This is a genomic window from Streptomyces aquilus, from assembly GCF_003955715.1.
GTDB lineage: Bacteria > Actinomycetota > Actinomycetes > Streptomycetales > Streptomycetaceae > Streptomyces > Streptomyces aquilus.
Genome location: NZ_CP034463.1, coordinates 4,200,810 through 4,218,030, shown reverse-complemented (window position 1 = coordinate 4,218,030; position 17,221 = coordinate 4,200,810). Strand labels below are relative to the sequence as shown.

The window sequence follows — 17,221 nt, the reverse complement described above, 5'->3', positions numbered from 1 at the left end:
CATGGCACCGCGCATCCTGCTCGCCCGGCACGGCCAGACCGCATGGTCCCTGGCGGGCAAACATACGGGCAGGACGGATGTGCCGCTGCTGGAGGAGGGCCGGCGTGGCGCCAAACTCCTCGGCGAGCGCCTGCACCGGCCGCCGCTGGACGGCCTCCCGGGCGTCGAGGTGCGCACCAGCCCGCTGGCACGCGCGCGGGAGACCTGCGAACTCGCCGGGTTCGGCGAGCGCGCCAGCACATGGGACACGCTGGTCGAGTGGGACTACGGCGGGTACGAGGGCATGACCCCGGACGAGATCCAGGCCGTGAACCCCGGCTGGCTCATCTGGCGCGACGGCGTCCCCGGGGGCGAGACCCTGGCGGAGGTCACCGCCCGCGCGGACGAGGTGGTGGCATGGGCCCGCGAGGCGGACCGGGACGTCCTGGTCTTCGCCCACGGCCACATGCTGCGCTCCATAGGGGCGCGCTGGCTGGGCCTGCCGCTCGACTTCGCCGCCCGGATCAGGCTGAACCCGACGTCGCTGTCGGTGCTGGGCTGGGCGTACGGGGAGCCGGCGATCGAGAGCTGGAACGACACGGGCCACCTGGCGGGCTAGCCCGCCTCCTACGCCGTACGCGGCCAGGAAGCGTGCCGTTCCAGGAACGTACCCACCCCCGACGCCCGCCGGTGCGGCAGCAGCACGCGCGCGGTTCCCGCCAGCATCGACTGGATCCGTGACGACTGGACCTGTCCCAGCAGATCCAGCACCCGCATCCCGGCGGCGGCCGCCTCGTCGGGACGGCCCCCGCGCGCGAGGTCGTCGGCCAGTTCGGCCGTGTACAGCGCGATGTTCCGCGTGAAGTGCGGATCCTGGAGTTGCGCCGCCCGATGGGCGTGCCGTGCCGCCCGCGGCCAGTCGCCCAGCGTCGACCAGCACTGCGCCTCCAGGCCCTCCAGCTCGGCCTCGCCGTAGAAGCTCATCCACTCGGGGTCGGCGTCCGAGGGGCCTCGCTCGTACAGGGCCTGGGCCCGGGCCAGCGCCTGCTCGCAGCCGGCGCGGTCGGCGAGCCCCGCCCAGCCGCCCGCCTCCCGCAGCGCGAGCAGCGACATCAGCCGGGCGGACCCGAGCGGCCGCCCGACCCGCTGCGCGGCCTGCGCGGCCCGCACCGCCTCCCGCGGCCGCCCCGCGTCGCGCGCGAGGAACGCCGTGTTGCAGAAGGCGTGGGACTCCAGACCGGCGTCACCCGTCATCCGCGCGGTCGCGAGCGCCTCCGCGTAGTGCGAGCGCGCGTCGTCGAACCGGCCCGAGTCGTGCGCCAGCCAGCCCACCGAGATGGCGAGTTCACCGGCGCCCGAGTGCAGCCGGTCGGCGGTGGTCTGCCGGGTCGCACCGGCGTCCAGCAGCGCGTAGGCGGCGCGCAACGGTGTCGCCGCGCGCCGGTACAGGCCGTCCGCGCCGTGCCGGTCGTCCAGCAGCCGGATCCGTCGTACCGCTTCTTCCAGGGCGTGCGCTTCGGGGACTCCCGCGCGCCGGACGTGCCGGTCCGCCGCCGCTGCGGCGGGCGCGAGCCCGATCGGGCCCAGTGAGGCGACGGCCACGGTGGCGCCCCCGCCGGTCATGAATGCGCGACGCAGCACGTCGCTCTCCTCGTAGTTGTCGTGCGTCTCGTACGGGTTCTGCGGGTCATACGGCTCGTACGCCCCCCATGTCTCACCCGTCGCGCAACCCGCGGCGTACGCGGGTCTCGTGACGTCCGTCGGGGGCGCGTCCTCGGCGGCGCGCGCCCCGCGTCCGCGTACGGACGCCCGGGACGCGAAGCCCAGGTCGGTGAGCGTGCGGCCGGGGAACATGTGCAAGAACACCCGTTCGTACGCGTAGTTGGGGCAGCGGATCTCGCCCGCCTCGACCCGGCCCACATAGCGCGCGTCACAGCTGACCCGCTCGCCGATCTCGCGCGCGGCCCGTCGTACCGCCGCGGCGAACTCGGCCGGGGAGCGCTGTCCGCGCAGCTCCCGGAACGCGAGATTCGGCCGCGGTGGCCTGGGGGACTGGGACGAGGTCACCTTTGACGTCGCCATGGCCGGGTCCTCTCGTGCGAACCGTCGAACCATGCCGGATCCATGGTGAGTTGAGTGGTATGTCACTGTCGTCACCCTGGTTCCGGCGGGCAAGAACGTACCTGCTGTAGCGGACCCGCCACGCAGTGTTTGGCTACAAACCGGATATCTCATCCACGATCTGCCATGAACTGCCATCCTTTGCGGCTGACTTGTGCCGTAGCCGTTGACGCCGTCGCGCGTTGAACTCCATGGACCGGGAGCCGCCCGACTCCCGAGCCGCTTGTCCTAGGAGGGTTCCGTGGTGGAGGCCGGGATGGAGACCAGCCAGAGCATCGAGGTGTGCACGCCGCTGACGGAGTGCGGCGCGCCACCGGTCCCGGAGGTCGGCTGCGACCTCGTCACGGTGCCGACCCGGCAGGGGCTGGAGGCGGTCGACATCCTGCGCCGGGGCGCCGGGGACGCGGTGGGGCCCGTACTGCACGACGACGGCGGAGACACCCTCGGCTTCGTGGTCCCGCCGGGGACGGCGGCCGCGTGGGACGTCCCGGGCAGCACCTGTACGGAGACCGACGGGCGGGGGCTGCGGCTCAACCCCGAGCCGCCGGTGCAGGGATCGGGATGGCTGCTGCCGCCCGGCGAGGCCGACCTGGCGACGGACCCGGCGGTGCTGCGGGCGGCGCTGGGGGAGGCGGCCCGGCTGATCGAGGCGGCGGACAACTGCCGCTGACCCCGGGGGCGCCGAGGCTGGGCGCGCCTGAGGCCCCGCCCCTTGCGACAATGGCCCCATGGCAAGGTCCCGTAGCTCCCGGCGCGCAGCCGCCACCGTCGAACCCGTGGTGGAACCCGTCGACGGCGGACTCGCCGAGCTGATCCCCGACCGGGAGCGCGCGCGGGCCTGGACCCTGCTCATCGACGGCGCCCCGCAGTCGCATGTCGACCTCGACGACCCCGCTCGGCTCACCTTCGAGTACCAGCGCCGCCTCGGCCATGTCATCGACCTCGTCGCCCCGTCCGGCAAACCGGTGCACGCCGTGCATCTCGGCGGCGGTGCCCTCACCCTCGCCCGGTACACCGCCGCGACCCGCCCCCGCTCCACCCAGCAGGTCGTCGAGCGCGACGCGGCCCTGGTCCAACTGGTCCGCCGCGAGCTGCCGTTGGACCCGAACGCCCGCATCCGGGTGCGTTCCGTCGACGCCCGCGAGGGGCTCGCCAAGGTGCTCGACGGCTGGGCCGACCTCGTCATCGCCGATGTGTTCAGCGGGGCGCGCACCCCGGCCCATCTGACCTCGACCGAGTTCCTGGACGAGGTCCGCAGGGCCCTCAGGCCCGGCGGTGTCTACGCCGCCAACCTCGCCGACGGGCCCCCGCTCGCCCACCTCCGCGGCCAGATCGCCACCGCCGCCGCCCGCTTCGAGCACCTCGCCCTGATCGCCGACCCCACGGTCCTGCGCGGCAAACGCTTCGGCAACGCCGTCCTCGTCGCCTCCGACACCCCGCTGCCGGTCGCGGAACTGACCCGGCGCGCGGCCTCCGACCCGCACCCCGGCCGCCTCGAACACGGCCGCGCGCTCCTGGACTTCACCGGCGGCGCGGCCCCCGTCACGGACGCGGCGGCGGTCGCGTCACCCGCGCCACCGCCCTCGGTGTTCCGCTGAACGGCCCCGGTCAGTACGTCCCGACGTCCACCCGCGGCGCGCTGTCGTGCCACGTGCAGAACACCGACACCCGGTCCGCGCCGGACGCGAACTCCACCCGGATCCACGTCTCCGTCTTCCACACCTGCATCGACCAGCCCGCGGCCGGCGTCGCCGACACCAGCGTCGCCGAGGACTTCCCGAGCGAGAACACCGCCCGGCCGCCCTCGGTGTCGTAGCTCTTGACCTCGCCGGAGGCGCTGGGGGAGGGACTGGGGGACTTCGGCGGGGTCGGTGTGGCGGACGGCTTCCGTGACGCCGCGCTCCTCGACGGAGACGCGGACGGCCGGGCCGTCGACGACGCCAGCGGCTTCGAGTCCTGGGTGGTGGCCTCGGCCACCGTGATGGGCAGGGCCCGGGGCGGGTCGTAGGCGGTGCCCGCCATCACCGTGTGGACACCCCACCACGACAGCGTGACCGCCGCGCCCGTGGCGAGCGACCAAGCCAGTACGTGTACGAGTCCTCTGCGCATCGCCGGTCATACTGCCTCACGGACCCCAGCGGCCGCACGCGTGGGGAGTTGTCCACAGGCCCGGATGCGGCTCGCCCGCATGGCGTACGGTGCGGCGCATGGCAAGTGTGCTCGTGGTCGAGGACGACCAGTTCGTACGCTCGGCGCTGATCCGGCAGCTGACCGACGCCGCCCACACGGTGCGGAGTGTCGGTACGGCGCTGGAGGCGCTGCGCGAGGTCGCCCATTTCCGTTTCGACGTCGTCATCCTCGACCTCGGTCTGCCCGATCTGGACGGGTCCGAGGCGCTGAAGATGCTGCGCGGGATCACGGACGTGCCGGTGATCATCGCCACGGCCCGGGACGACGAGGCGGAGATCGTCCGGCTGCTGAACGCGGGAGCGGACGACTACCTGACCAAGCCCTTCTCGGTGGAGCATCTCTCCGCCCGGATGGCCGCCGTCCTGCGGCGCTCGCGCCCCGTCGCGGGAGAAGCCCCACCGGAGTCCGTGCTCCGCGTCGGCGGGCTGACCGTCGATCCACTGCGCCGCCAGGCCGAACTGGACGGGGTACGACTCGATCTCACCCGCCGCGAGTTCGACCTGCTCGCCTTCCTCGCCGGCCGCCCCGGCGTCGTCGTCCCCCGCAAGGAGCTCCTCGCCGAGGTGTGGCAGCAGTCCTACGGCGACGACCAGACCATCGACGTCCATCTGTCCTGGCTGCGCCGGAAGTTGGGGGAGACCGCGGCCAGTCCCCGCTATCTGCACACCCTGCGGGGTGTCGGCGTGAAGCTGGAGCCACCGCTGTGAGGTGGGCACTGGTCAAGGTCTGCCTCGCCGTCACCACCATGGTGGTGGTCGCCTTCGCGGTCCCGCTGGGCCTCGTCATCAAGGAGATGGCCCGGGACCGCGCCTTCTCCAACGCCGAGCGGGAGGCCGCCGCCGTCGCCCCGGCCCTGTCCATCACCACCGACCGGGACCAGCTGGAGCGGGTCGTCGCCTCCGCGGGCTCGGAGGACGGGATGGCCGTCCACATCCCCGCGAGCGGCGACAGCGCTGCCGTCGACATCGGACGGCAGCGCGCCGCCGACGGCGACGTGGCGACCGTACGCAAGCTCGGCCGCGCCTCCACCACCGAGGTGCCGGGCGGCTCCACGCTGCTCCAGCCCGTCGCGCTGAGCTCCGGTGAGATCGCGGTCGTCGAGGTGTACGTCCCCGAGGCCGAGGTCAGCAACGGCGTGGCCACGGCGTGGGCGGTGCTCGCCGGGGTCGGCGTCGCGCTGGTCGTCGGCTCGGTCGCGGTCGCCGACCGGCTGGGCGTACGGATGGTGAAGCCCGCGCAGAAGCTGGTCGAGGGCGCGCATGAGCTGGGGGAGGGGAAGCTGGGCGTGCGGGTGCCCGAGGAGGGGCCCGTCGAACTGCGGCTGGCCGCGGTGGCGTTCAACTCCATGGCCGACCAGGTGGTCCAGCTGCTGGTCAACGAGCGGGAGTTGGCGGCCGACCTGTCCCATCGCCTGCGTACGCCGCTCACCGTGCTGCGGCTCAACGCGGCCTCGCTCGGGGACGGGCCCGCCGCGGAGCAGACGCGGGCGGCGGTCGCCCAGCTGGAGCGCGAGGTCGACACCATCATCCGGACCGCGCGGGAGGCCAAGCCGCAGACCGCGGCCGCCGGGCCGGGCGCCGGGTGCGATGCCGCGGAGGTGGTGCGGGAGCGGATGGCGTTCTGGTCGGCGCTCGCCGAGGACGAGGGGCGCAAGGTGCGGGTGGCGGGCGTCGAGCGGCCGGTGCGGATACCCGTGGCCCGCGCCGACCTGGCCGCCGCCCTGGACGCCCTGCTCGGCAACGTCTTCCGGCACACCCCCGAGGGCACCGCCTTCGCGGTCGACGTCCACAACGGCGAGGACGCGGTGATCGTGCTGGTCTCCGACGCGGGGCCCGGCATCCGCGACCCCGAGGCCGCGATGGCCCGTGGGCGGGGGTCGGGCAGCGCGGGCTCGACCGGGCTGGGGCTGGACATCGTGCGCCGGCTCGCGGAGGGGACCGGCGGGGACGTGCGGATCGGGTCGTCGGTGCTCGGCGGCACCGAGGTGCGGATCTGGATCCAGCTGGACGGGCGGGTGCCCGAGCGCCGGGGACACCGGGTGCGCAGGCGCCGTACGGGCAGATTGGTCTCTACCTTTAACCGTCCCCGATCCCATCCTTAAGCGCACCCTAAGATCGCCGACCACCGTCCGGATCAGGCACTTTGCCCGTTTCCCGCTCGCTAGCGTGCTGCCGCACCCCACCCCCGAACAACGAAGGCAGGCACGCCATGAGCACGCACCGGCGCAAGGTGAGCGGCAGGAACAAGGTGATCGCCGGGGCCGTCGCCGCGGCCGTGGTCGGTGGCGGCGCGATCCTGCTCACCGGCACCGCCCAGGCCGCCGGGATCGGCGCCGCGTACACGAGGACCAGTGACTGGTCGACGGGTTACACCGCCCAGTACGTCGTGACGAACAACAGCGGCGCGGCCGAGAAGGACTGGAAGCTGGAGTTCGACCTGCCGGCGGGCTCGAAGCTGAGCTCGCTGTGGAACGCCGAGTCGAGCGTGAGCGGTCAGCACGTCACCGTGACCTCGGCCAAGTGGGACACCGACGGCCTGGCCGCCGGCGAGTCCGTCACGGTCGGCTTCGTCGTCAACGGCACCGGCGCGCCGACCGGTTGTCGCATCGACGGCGCCACCTGCTCGGCGGACGGCACGGCCACTCCCGAGCCGACCGGCCGCCCCACGGAAACGGCGACGGCCTCCCCGACCCCGACCCCGACCGCGACCAGCAAGCCCACCACCACGGCGACCCCCACCCCCACCCCCACCCCCACGAGCAGCCCCGGCACCGGTACCACCACCGACGCCGGCTTCGCCCCCTACGTCGACACCTCCCTCTACCCGGCCTTCGACCTGGTCGCGAGCGCCACGGCCACCGGGGTGAAGGACTACAACCTCGCCTTCGTCACGGACGGCGGCGGCTGCACCCCGAAGTGGGGCGGCGTGACCGACCTCGCGAGCGACGCGGTCGCCGCGCAGATCGGCGCCCTGCGCGCCAAGGGCGGCGACGTCCGGGTCTCCTTCGGCGGTGCGGCGGGCAGCGAACTGGCGACGACCTGCTCGTCGGCGGACGCGCTGGCGGCGGCGTACGGCAAGGTCGTGGACGCCTACGACCTCACCAAGGTCGACTTCGACGTCGAGGGCGGCGCCCTGCCCAACACGACGGCGAACACCAACCGCGCCAAGGCGATAGCCAAGCTCCAGGCCCAGCACCCGGACCTGGACGTCTCCTTCACCCTCCCGGTCATGCCCGAGGGCCTCACCCAGGACGGCGTGAACCTGCTGTCCAACGCCAAGAGCAACGGCGTCGCCCTCGACACCGTCAACATCATGGCCATGGACTACGGCCCCGCCTACAGCGGCGACATGGGCACGTACGCCGAGCAGGCCGCGACGGCCACGCAGGCCCAGGTCAAGAGCGTGCTGGGGTTGAGCGACAGCGCCGCCTGGAAGGCCGTCGCGGTCACGCCCATGATCGGCGTGAACGACGTCACCAGCGAGATCTTCAAGGTCGAGGACGCCGGCCAGCTGGTGAACTTCGCCAAGTCCAAGGGCCTCGGCTGGCTCTCCATGTGGTCCGCCACCCGCGACAAGCAGTGCTCCGGCGGCGCCAAGAACTACGCCGACGCCACGTGCAGCTCGATCGTCCAGGACGAGCACGCCTTCTCGAAGGCGTTCGCGGCCTACAACTGACCGTCCCCCCCGCGACCGGCCATCCCCCCACGAGAAAAAGCGGGGCGCGGCATCCCCCTCGGATGCCGCGCCCCGCTCCCGCTCCCCCATCCCAGCGGTGGCCTCAGATCTCCGAGATCGCCGGCAGCGTCCCGGTCCGGGCCGCCTGCCCGTACCACAGGGCGCTCGACTTCGGCGTGCGCGCGAGGGTCGTGTAGTCGACGTACACCGCGCCGAAGCGCTTCTCGTAGCCGTACGCCCACTCGAAGTTGTCCATCAGGGACCACAGGAAGTAGCCGCGCACGTCCGCGCCCTCGGCGATGGCCCGGCGGACCGCGCGCAGGTGGCCGTGGAGGTAGGCGATCCGCTCCGGGTCGTGGACGCGGCCGTCGGGGTCGGGCTTGTCGTCGTAGGCCGCGCCGTTCTCCGTGACGTACAGGGGCAGGCCCGGGGCCTCGCGTGTGTAGCGCATGATCAGGTCGTGCAGACCGGTCGGGTCGATCGTCCAGCCCATCTCCGTGCGCTCGCCCGGCGTCTGGTGGAAGGCGACGTCCTCCGCGGCCGGCCAGGGGGAGTGGTCGCTGGAGCCGTGGCCGTCGGCGCGCGGCGCGGCGGCCTGCGGGTCGGCCGCCGAGACCAGCGTCGGCGTGTAGTAGTTCAGGCCCAGCGCGTCCAACGGCTGGTTGATCAGGGCGAGGTCGCCGTCCTGGACGTAGGACCAGTCGGTGAGCGACTCCGTCGCCGCGAACAGCGACTCCGGGTACGCCCCGTGCAGCATCGGGCCGTGGAAGACCCCGTTGGCCAGGTCGTCGATCTTGCGGACGGCGGCCAGGTCGGCGGGGTCCTGCGACAGCGGCCTGACCACCGACGAGTTGAGGCTCACCGCGACCGAGTTGCGGGCCGGCATCGCCGCGCGCAGGGCCGAGGCGCCCAGGCCGTGCGCCAGGTTGAGGTGGTGCGCGGCCTTGAGGGAGGCCGCCGGGTCGGTACGGCCGGGCGCGTGGACGCCGGACGCGTAGCCCAGGAAGGCGCTGCACCAGGGCTCGTTGAGGGTGATCCACTGCTCCACCCGGTCGCCGAGCGCCTCGCCGACGATCTGCGCGTACTCCGCGAACCGGTACGCCGTGTCCCGCTCCGGCCAGCCGCCCGCGTCCTCCAACTCCTGCGGCAGATCCCAGTGGTAGAGCGTGACGGCGGGCTTTATGCCCTTCGACAGGAGCTCGTCGACCAGCTTGCGGTAGAAGTCCAGGCCGCGCTGGACCGCGGGGCCGCGTCCGGTCGGCTGGACACGGGACCAGGAGACGGAGAAGCGGTACGCGTTGAGCCCGATGTCCGCCATCATCGCCACGTCGTCGCGGTAGCGGTGGTAGTGGTCGACAGCGATGTCACCGTGCTCGCCGCCCGCGGTCTTGCCGGGCGTATGGCTGAAGGTGTCCCAGATCGAGGGCGTACGGCCGTCCTCCCGCGCCGCTCCCTCGATCTGGTACGCGGAGGTCGCGGCGCCCCAGAGGAAGGCGGGAGGAAAGGTCACCGGGGTCGCCGGCGTGGCGGGTTCAGGCATGGAAGCGCTCCCAATGGAGGTCGTGGAGACCGACGGGTAGAGGGGGAGGAAGAGGGGCCGAGGCGGCGGTGACCCGGCCCCCGAGAAGAACAGCGGGTCAGCCCTTGACGGCGCCCTGCATGATGCCGCCGACGATCTGCTTGCCGAAGATCGCGAAGACCACCAGCAGCGGCAGCGTGCCGAGCAGCGCGCCCGCCATGATCAGGGACTGGTCGGGCGTGTAGCCGCGGCCCAGGCCCGCGACCGCGACCTGCACGGTCGGGTTGCCGTTCTGGGTCAGCACCAGGAAGGGCCACAGGAAGTCGTTCCAGGTCTGCACGAACATCAGCATCCCGAGCACGGCCATCGCGGGCCGCGCGGCCGGGAACACCACGTGCCAGATGACCCGCCAGCTGCTCGCGCCGTCCACCCGGGCGGCCTCGATGATCTCGTCCGGCAGCGCCTGGAGCAGGTACTGCCGCATGAAGAACACGCCGAACGCGCTGACCAGCGAGGGCAGGATCACCGCCTGCAACTGGTCGGACCAGTCGAGCTTGGCCACCATCATGTACAGCGGGATCACGCTCAGCTGCGGCGGCACCATCATCGTGCCGATCACGATCAGCATCAGGGCGTTGCGGCCCTTGAAGCGCAGCTTGGCGAAGGCGAACCCGGCGATCGTCGACAGGATGACGATGGTGATCGCCGAAACCCCCGCCACGAACGTGGTGTTGATGAAGGCCTCGCCCAGGTTGGCGTCGTTCCAGGCGATCTCCAGCTTGTCGAACAGGCCCCCGCCGAACCACAGCGGCGGCGGGTTCTGCGCGAGGCGCTGGTTGTCGCGGGACGCGGCGATCGCCGTCCACACCAGCGGGAACAGCGAGCCGATGGTGAACAGGGCGAGGATGATGTACGCGATCGGACCGGCGTGCAGCGTGCCGCCCGCGCGGGCCGAGCGGGGGCGCCGGGGGCGCTTGACCTCGTCGGCCGGCGGTTTGGTGAGTGTCGTCGTCACGGCCGGTTCTCCTAACTACTGGCGCGCAGCCGGCGCGAGATGACGTAGTTGACGATCCCGACCACGATGAGGATCAGGAACATCGTCCAGGCGATCGCGGAGGCGCGGCCCAGGTGCTGGTTGACCCAGCCCTGCTCGTACAGATACAGGCCGAGCGTCTGGAACTGGTGCTGCGAGCCGCCCGAGGCACCCTTGTTCGCGTCGAACAGCAGCGGCTCACCGAACAGCTGGGAGGCGCCGATGGTCGAGACGACCACGGTGAACAGGATCGTCGGCCGCAGCGACGGCAGCGTCACGTGGAAGAACTGCTGCCAGCGGCTGGCCCCGTCGAGGGCGGCGGACTCGTACAGGTCCTGCGGGATCGCCTGCATCGCGGCCAGGTAGATCAGCGCGTTGTAGCCGGTCCACCGCCAGATGACGATCGAGGACACCGCGATCTGCGACGGCCACTTGTCGTTCTGCCAGTCGATGTTGTCGATGCCGACCTGGTTCAGCGTCCAGTTGATCATGCCGTAGTCGCGGCCGAAGAGCAGGACGAAGACGAGCGAGGCGGCGGCGATCGAGGTCGCGTACGGCGCGAGCATCGCGACCCGGTAGAAGGTCGAGCCGCGCAGCTTGTAGTTGAGGATGTGCGCGAGGCCCATCGCCATCAGCAGCTGCGGCACCGTCGAGATGATCCCGATGGTCAGCGTGTTCTTCGCCGCGTTCCAGAAGAAGTCGTCGTCGAAGATCCGCGTGTAGTTCCGGAAGCCCACCCAGTGCATGTCGGTGGGCGCGGTCAGCTCCACCTGGTGCAGCGAGGCCCACCCGGTGTAGATCAGCGGGAACAGGCCGAACGCCAGGAACAGCAGGAAGAACGGCGAGACGAAGGCGTACGGGCTCCAGCGCACGTCCCGCTGCCAGCGGCGGGACAGCCGCGCGCGGCGGCGCTCGTCGTCCGGGGGCCCCGCGGACGGGCGGGCCGGGGCCGCGCCCCCCTCCTTGGCGGGGGACGCGGCGGCGGTGTCGTGCCCAGTGGTCATACGGGTCACTGGTCCAGGTTGTTGTCGATGGTCTTCACGGCGTTGTCCCAGGCGTCCTTGGGCGACTTGCCCTGGGTCACCAGGACCACACCGTTGTCGGTCAGGCCCTGCTGGATGATCTGGTCCTTCGGGCCGATCGTCTGCACGGGGATGTTCTTGGCGGCCTCGGCGAAGATCGTGCCGATCGGCGCGCTGCCGGTCATGTCGTTCTTGGCGTTCTTCACCGCGTCCGAGTCGTACGCGGCCGGGGTGCTCGGGAAGCTGCCCTGCACGGCGAAGAGCTTGGCCTGCTGCTCCGGGGCGGTCAGCCAGGCGGCGAGCTTGGCGGCCTCCTCGGTGTGCTTGCCGGACTTCGGCACGGTCAGGAAGGAACCGCCCCAGTTGCCGGACTTCGGCGCCTGGGCGATGTCCCACTTGCCCTTGGCGTCGGCCTTCGACTTGCCCTTGATGTAGCCGAGCATCCACGGCGGGCAGGACATCGCCGCGAACTTGCTGTTGGCGATGGTGGTGTCCCAGGCGGGCTGGAACTGCGTCTGGTTGCCGACCAGGCCGGCCTCGGCGGCGTCGGCGGTGAGGTCGAAGGCGGACTTCACGGCCGGGTTGGTCTTGTAGATGACCTTGCCGGAGGAGTCGTAGAACCGCTCGGTCTCACTGCTGAGGATGGCCTGGAGCAGACCGCCGGGGGAGTCCAGGAAGGTCGTGCCCTTGGCCTTCTTCTGGTACTGCTTGCCGACGTCGACGAACTTGTCCCAGCTGCCCGCCCACAGCTTGCCGACCTCTTCGCGGTCGGTGGGCAGACCGGCGGCCTTGAACAGGTCCGTGCGGTAGCAGATGGCCATCGGGCCGACGTCCGTGCCGACGCCGATGGTCTGACCGTCCTTGGTCGTGGCCTGCTGCCACTTCCAGTCCAGGTAGTCGCTCTTCTTGCCGTACTTCGACAGGTCGAGCAGCTTGGCGGACTGGGTCTGGACGACCTCGGCGATGTTGCCGACCTCGACCATCTGGATGTCCTGGAGACCGCTGTTGGTGGTGAGGTGGTTGATGAGCGCGGGGTAGTAGTTCTCGTTGCGCTCGACGACCGTCTGCTCGATGTGGATGTTGGGGTGGAGCTTCTCGTACTCCTTGTACAGGCCGGACTCCTTGAAGCCGGCGGTGCCGAAGAGGCCGAGGGTGATCGTGGTCTTGCCGCCGCCACCGCCCGACGACTCGTTGCTGTCGTCGTTGCCGTCGTCGGCACAGCCGGCCAGCAGCCCGGCGCCCAGCGACGCCACGGCCGCCAGGACCACCACCCTGCGACGGGCGGTTCGGGTACGTGCTCGCATTGAGTCCTCCTGTTGCCCTGACGTGCCGACCCCCCGGCCAACTGCATTGTTGGGCCCGTTAGTTCTCGCGGCGGCTCGGGCGGGGAACGTGCGGGATGTGTATGTGTCAGGTACTGTGGGAGCGCTCCCACCAGTGATGAGTTGAAGAGTCGTCGGTCTCGGCGGGGGTGTCAAGGGCACGGACAGTGCGATATCGCTTCGAGACTTTTCTTTCGCTGAACGGTGGAGGCTGGTCTGGCTGAACGGGAGAGGCTGATCTGTTCGTATGCGATGTGTCCGGTAGGCGGACGGCTTCCTTGGTGCGACGGCCGTCCACGCGACCGCGAGGGCGTCCGAGGTTGCCTTCGCGAACTCCCCGTACACAGTGCCGCGTGCAAGTCTGAACGCACAGTGTTCCGGCAAGCGGAACCGGAGCGGAAGCGGACGGCACGTCCCCTCGGACCCGGAGCGAGGTGTTCGCCGCGGGATCCGGGTGCGATCACGGCTGTTAGATTCCAGGCCAACACAGGTTCGACGGCGGGAGGCGGAGCCACATGGCAAGCCACGGGGCGCGAGCTCGGAGCGGTGGCCGGCCCACCCTCGAAGAGGTGGCCGCACGCGCCGGTGTCGGCCGGGGCACGGTCTCCCGGGTGATCAACGGCTCGCCGCGGGTCAGCGACGCGACCCGGGCGGCGGTGGAAGCCGCGGTCGCGGAGCTCGGCTACGTCCCGAACACGGCGGCCCGCGCCCTCGCGGCCAACCGCACGGACGCGATCGCGCTGGTCGTCCCCGAGCCGGAGACCCGCTTCTTCGCGGAGCCCTACTTCTCGGACATGCTGAAGGGCGTCGCGGCGGAACTGTCCGACACCGAGATGCAGTTGCTGCTGATCTTCGCGGGCAGCGACCGGGAGCGCCGCCGGCTGGCCCAGTACCTGGCCGCCCACCGGGTCGACGGCGTCCTGCTGGTCTCGGTGCACGCCGACGACCCGCTGCCCGACCTGCTGTCCCAGCTGGAGATCCCGGCGGTGATCAGCGGCCCGCGCTCGGCGCTGGAGACGCTGCCCTCGGTGGACTCGGACAACTACGGCGGCGCCCGCCAGGCCGTCGAGCACCTGCTGTCCCGCGGCCACCACCGCATCGCCCACATCACCGGCCGCCTCGACGTGTACGGCGCCCAGCGCCGTGTCGACGGCTACCGCGACGCCCTGCGGGACGCGGGGCAGACGGTGGACGAGGCCATGATCGAGCCGGGCGACTTCACCGAGGAGGGCGGCACCCGGGCGATGGCGGCACTGCTGTCCCGCTGCCCCGACCTCGACGCGGTCTTCGCCGCCTCCGACGTCACGGCGGCCGGCGCCCGCCAGGCCCTCCGCGAGGCGGGCCGCCGGATCCCCGACGACGTCGCCCTCGTCGGCTACGACGACTCCGCGATAGCCCGTCACATGGAACCGCCCCTCACCAGCGTCCGCCAGCCCATCGCGGAGATGGGCCGCCACATGATCAACCTCCTCCTGTCCGAGATCGCGGACCGCCGCCCGACGGCGTCCCGCGAACTGGACCGACGCCAGGTGGTCCTGGTGACGGAACTGGTGGCGCGGGCGTCCTCGTAGGCCGGTCCGCGGTCGCTGTCTCACGCCTTCAGCGACAGGCGCCAGACCGTCTCGCCGTCGTGTTCCTCCTCCGTCGGGGAGAGGCCGGCCGCCCTCGCCACCGCCGCCGACGCGGTGTGGGTGGGGTGGATGTGGGCGGTGACCGTACGGACGTAGTGCCGGATCAGCCAGGCGACCAGGGCGCGGGCGGCTTCGGCGGCGTAGCCGTGGCCCTGCCAGGGGGTGCCGACGATCCAGGCGATCTCGGCCTCGTGGTGCCCGGTGACCGTGGCCTGGACGGTGCCGATCAGGCGGTCCTCGGCGCGGTGCCGCAGCACCCAGTTGTGCCAGGAGACGGTCGGGTGCGGGGAACCGGCCACGAGGCGCTCGTAGCGCTCCCGCAGCTCCTCGGGTGAAAGGGGCGCGCCGCCGATGAACGTGTGCAGCGCCGGGTCCCCGAGGACGACGGCCATCTCCTCGGCGTGGGTCACGCTCAGCGGGAGGAGGTCCAGGCGGGGGGTGGGGATCGCGCCGGTGGGCGCGGGAGCGGGCTCGGTCACCGTCGGGAGTCTAGGGGCCGGTCCGGCCCGCGGCGTACGACGGACGCGCGCAACGCAATCAGCCGGTGACCTCTTCCGAGGTCACCGGCTGATCAGTCAGGGTGAGTGACGGGACTCGAACCCGCGGCATCCTGGACCACAACCAGGTGCTCTACCAGCTGAGCTACACCCACCATGACCGGCGTGGGACTTTGTGGTGTTCCCTACCGGCCGAGAAAAAGTGTACAGGGTCCGAAGGGGTGCTCGCGCACGGCTTTTACGGCGCCCCTCCAGAGGACCCTCGCCCGCCTACTGAGCAGGCAGTACGTGCTTCGCGGCGATCGTCCGCGCGGTGTCCGAGTCGGGTCCGGGCTGCGGTACGAAGATGGCCTCGCGGTAGTAGCGCAGTTCCGCGATGGACTCGCGGATGTCGGCGAGGGCGCGGTGGTTGCCGTTCTTCTCGGGGCTGTTGAAGTACGCCCGCGGGTACCATCGCCGCGCCAGCTCCTTCACCGACGACACGTCGACGATGCGGTAGTGGAGATAGCTCTCCAGCTCCGTCATGTCCCGGGCGAGGAAGCCGCGGTCCGTGCCCACCGAGTTGCCGCACAGGGGGGCCTTGCCGGGTTCCTTCACGTGCTCGCGGATGTAGGCGAGCACCTGCTCCTCGGCCTCCGGCAGCGTGGTGCCGCCGGCCAGCTCGTCGAGCAGTCCGGACGCGGTGTGCATCTGACGCACCACCTCCGGCATCGTCTCCAGCGCCCGGGCCGGCGGGCGGATGACGATGTCCACTCCTTCGCCGAGTACGTTCAGCTCGGAGTCGGTGACGAGGGCGGCTACCTCGATGAGAGCGTCGTCGGACAGCGAGAGGCCGGTCATCTCGCAGTCGATCCACACCATGCGATCGTTCATGCGAACACCCTAAAGCTGGCGTCGCGGTTTGGGAGGACCGGTGGTGCAGCCAGTCTCCCCACCGTCGCCACGGCACGGCTGAACGCCGGACGGGATCAGTCGATCACCCCGTCCGGCGTCGGGCGCCCGGCGCCCCTACGATCCGCTGCGCTGTCCGGGCAGGCTCGCCGACAGCTGTGCCCCGGAACCGACCGCGCTCGCCGCCGCCGTACGGCGGGTCTGGAGCGGGACCGGACCGGCCTCCGGGTGGAGGAGCGGCGGCGGCCCGGAGGGGGCCCCGCTGCCGTCGGCCTCGGCCGGCTTGTCGCTCTGCGGCCGGCGCGCGCGGTACGCGGCCCGGTACGCGGCGGGCGACGAGCCCAGCTGACGGCGGAAGTGCCCGCGCAGCGCCACCGGCGACCGGAAGCCGCAGCGGCCCGCGACCTCGTCCACCGAGTAGTCCGAGGTCTCCAGCAGACGCTGCGCCTGAAGCACCCGCTGAGTGATCAGCCACTGGAGCGGGGCCGACCCGGTCAGCGAGCGGAAGCGGCGGTCGAACGTACGACGGCTCATGTACGCCCTGGCCGCGAGCGTCTCCACGTCGAACTGTTCGTGGAGGTGCTCCAGCGCCCAGGCGACGACCTCGGCGAGCGGGTCGGCGCCGATCTCCTCAGGTAAAGACCTGTCGAGATAGCGCTCCTGACCGCCCGACCGGCGCGGCGGCACGACAAGACGGCGGGCCAGCGCGCCGGCCGCCTCGTTGCCGTGGTCCGTCCGCACGATGTGGAGACAGAGGTCGATGCCCGCCGCCGTACCGGCGGAGGTCAGCACGTCTCCGTCGTCGACGAAGAGTTCTCTCGGATCCACGTGCACCGACGGATAGCGCTTGGCCAGCGTCGGTGCGTACATCCAGTGTGTGGTCGCGGGGCGGCCGTCCAGCAGGCCCGCCGCGGCGAGGACGAAGGCACCCGTGCACAGCCCGACGATGCGGGCGCCTTCCTCGTGCGCGCGACGCAGGGCGTCGAGCGCTTCCTCGGGCGGTGGCGAGGTGATCGAACGCCAGGCCGGCACGACGACCGTGCCCGCCCGTGAGATCGCCTCCAGGCCATGTGGCGCGGTGAGTTCCAGGCCCCCTGTGGTCCGCAGTGGGCCTTCCTCGCCGCCGCACACCAGCAAGCGGTAGCGCGGCACGCCGGCGTCCTGGCGGTCGATCCCGAACACCGACAGCGGTATGGAACTCTCGAAGATGGGGCCGCCGCTGAACAGCAGCACCGCGACGATCTCCTTGCGGCGTCGCCCGGCAAGCTTCCGGGCCGCGGCTTCCGGCGCGGCAGTGGAGTCGTGGCTCATACTGCTAAGCCCCCCTCGGTGGTCGCGGCT

General features: G+C 71.6%; 16 protein-coding genes and 1 tRNA gene. 7 read left to right on the top strand and 10 right to left on the bottom strand.

Features of this window, described 5'->3' with window-relative positions; translation table 11 throughout:
* The first annotated feature begins 1 nt into the window (after position 1).
* Positions 2-598, top strand: coding sequence for a histidine phosphatase family protein (locus EJC51_RS19340; RefSeq protein WP_126272239.1), 597 nt, complete (start codon positions 2-4; stop codon positions 596-598).
* 8 nt (positions 599-606) lie between these two features.
* Here the strand turns inward: EJC51_RS19340 and EJC51_RS19335 are convergent, their stop codons facing one another.
* On the bottom strand, positions 607-2,061 hold the full coding sequence (locus tag EJC51_RS19335) for an NsdA family TPR-like regulatory protein (protein WP_126272238.1): 1,455 nt from the start codon (positions 2,059-2,061) through the stop codon (positions 607-609).
* 295 nt (positions 2,062-2,356) lie between these two features.
* Between EJC51_RS19335 and EJC51_RS19330 the strand changes: the two genes are divergently transcribed.
* Positions 2,357-2,770 (top strand): hypothetical protein, encoded by a 414-nt coding sequence (locus EJC51_RS19330; protein ID WP_126272237.1) that lies wholly within the window; start codon positions 2,357-2,359, stop codon positions 2,768-2,770.
* 58 nt (positions 2,771-2,828) lie between these two features.
* On the top strand, positions 2,829-3,698 hold the full coding sequence (locus EJC51_RS19325; RefSeq protein ID WP_126272236.1) for a spermidine synthase: 870 nt from the start codon (positions 2,829-2,831) through the stop codon (positions 3,696-3,698).
* 10 nt (positions 3,699-3,708) lie between these two features.
* On the opposite strand, the gene EJC51_RS19320 is transcribed toward EJC51_RS19325, so the two are convergent.
* Entirely contained in the window at positions 3,709-4,209 is a 501-nt protein-coding gene (locus EJC51_RS19320; protein WP_126272235.1) for a hypothetical protein, read from the bottom strand.
* Between the two features lie 98 nt (positions 4,210-4,307).
* Here EJC51_RS19320 and EJC51_RS19315 point away from each other — a divergent pair, with 98 nt between their 5' ends.
* The 3 genes from EJC51_RS19315 (at position 4,308) to EJC51_RS19305 (ending at position 7,965) form a co-directional block, all read left to right on the top strand.
* Positions 4,308-4,997, top strand: a complete 690-nt coding sequence (locus EJC51_RS19315; protein WP_126272234.1) for a response regulator transcription factor — start codon at positions 4,308-4,310, stop codon at positions 4,995-4,997.
* On the top strand, positions 4,994-6,391 hold the full coding sequence (locus EJC51_RS19310) for a HAMP domain-containing sensor histidine kinase (RefSeq protein ID WP_126272233.1): 1,398 nt from the start codon (positions 4,994-4,996) through the stop codon (positions 6,389-6,391). The genes EJC51_RS19315 and EJC51_RS19310 overlap by 4 nt, the downstream gene beginning before the upstream one ends.
* A gap of 107 nt (positions 6,392-6,498) precedes the next feature.
* A complete protein-coding gene (locus tag EJC51_RS19305; RefSeq protein WP_126272232.1) occupies positions 6,499-7,965 on the top strand; it encodes a glycoside hydrolase family 18 protein in 1,467 nt (488 codons plus the stop codon).
* 103 nt (positions 7,966-8,068) lie between these two features.
* Here the strand turns inward: EJC51_RS19305 and EJC51_RS19300 are convergent, their stop codons facing one another.
* The 4 genes from EJC51_RS19300 to EJC51_RS19285 form a co-directional block, all read right to left on the bottom strand.
* A complete protein-coding gene (locus EJC51_RS19300; protein ID WP_126272231.1) occupies positions 8,069-9,505 on the bottom strand; it encodes a GH1 family beta-glucosidase in 1,437 nt (478 codons plus the stop codon).
* A gap of 97 nt (positions 9,506-9,602) precedes the next feature.
* Complete coding sequence (locus EJC51_RS19295; protein WP_126272230.1) at positions 9,603-10,499, bottom strand: carbohydrate ABC transporter permease; 897 nt, start codon at positions 10,497-10,499, stop codon at positions 9,603-9,605.
* An 11-nt stretch (positions 10,500-10,510) separates the two neighbouring features.
* On the bottom strand, positions 10,511-11,521 hold the full coding sequence (locus tag EJC51_RS19290; RefSeq protein WP_126272229.1) for a carbohydrate ABC transporter permease: 1,011 nt from the start codon (positions 11,519-11,521) through the stop codon (positions 10,511-10,513).
* Between the two features lie 5 nt (positions 11,522-11,526).
* Positions 11,527-12,843, bottom strand: coding sequence for an ABC transporter substrate-binding protein (locus tag EJC51_RS19285; RefSeq protein WP_126272228.1), 1,317 nt, complete (start codon positions 12,841-12,843; stop codon positions 11,527-11,529).
* A gap of 533 nt (positions 12,844-13,376) precedes the next feature.
* Between EJC51_RS19285 and EJC51_RS19280 the strand changes: the two genes are divergently transcribed.
* Positions 13,377-14,432 (top strand): LacI family DNA-binding transcriptional regulator, encoded by a 1,056-nt coding sequence (locus EJC51_RS19280; protein WP_126272227.1) that lies wholly within the window; start codon positions 13,377-13,379, stop codon positions 14,430-14,432.
* Positions 14,433-14,452: 20 nt separating this feature from the next.
* On the opposite strand, the gene EJC51_RS19275 is transcribed toward EJC51_RS19280, so the two are convergent.
* The 4 genes from EJC51_RS19275 to EJC51_RS19260 form a co-directional block, all read right to left on the bottom strand.
* Positions 14,453-14,971 carry a GNAT family N-acetyltransferase gene (locus EJC51_RS19275; protein WP_166682882.1) on the bottom strand — a complete coding sequence of 173 codons (519 nt, stop codon included), beginning with the start codon at positions 14,969-14,971 and terminating at the stop codon, positions 14,453-14,455.
* A gap of 100 nt (positions 14,972-15,071) precedes the next feature.
* A tRNA-His gene (locus tag EJC51_RS19270) sits at positions 15,072-15,144 on the bottom strand.
* 115 nt (positions 15,145-15,259) lie between these two features.
* Positions 15,260-15,862 carry an oligoribonuclease gene (gene orn / locus EJC51_RS19265; RefSeq protein ID WP_126272226.1) on the bottom strand — a complete coding sequence of 201 codons (603 nt, stop codon included), beginning with the start codon at positions 15,860-15,862 and terminating at the stop codon, positions 15,260-15,262.
* Positions 15,863-15,997: 135 nt separating this feature from the next.
* The gene (locus tag EJC51_RS19260; protein WP_126272225.1) at positions 15,998-17,191 is read right to left on the bottom strand and encodes a helix-turn-helix domain-containing protein; all 1,194 of its coding nucleotides are present in this window, start codon (positions 17,189-17,191) and stop codon (positions 15,998-16,000) included.
* Between the last annotated feature and the right edge of the window lie 30 nt (positions 17,192-17,221).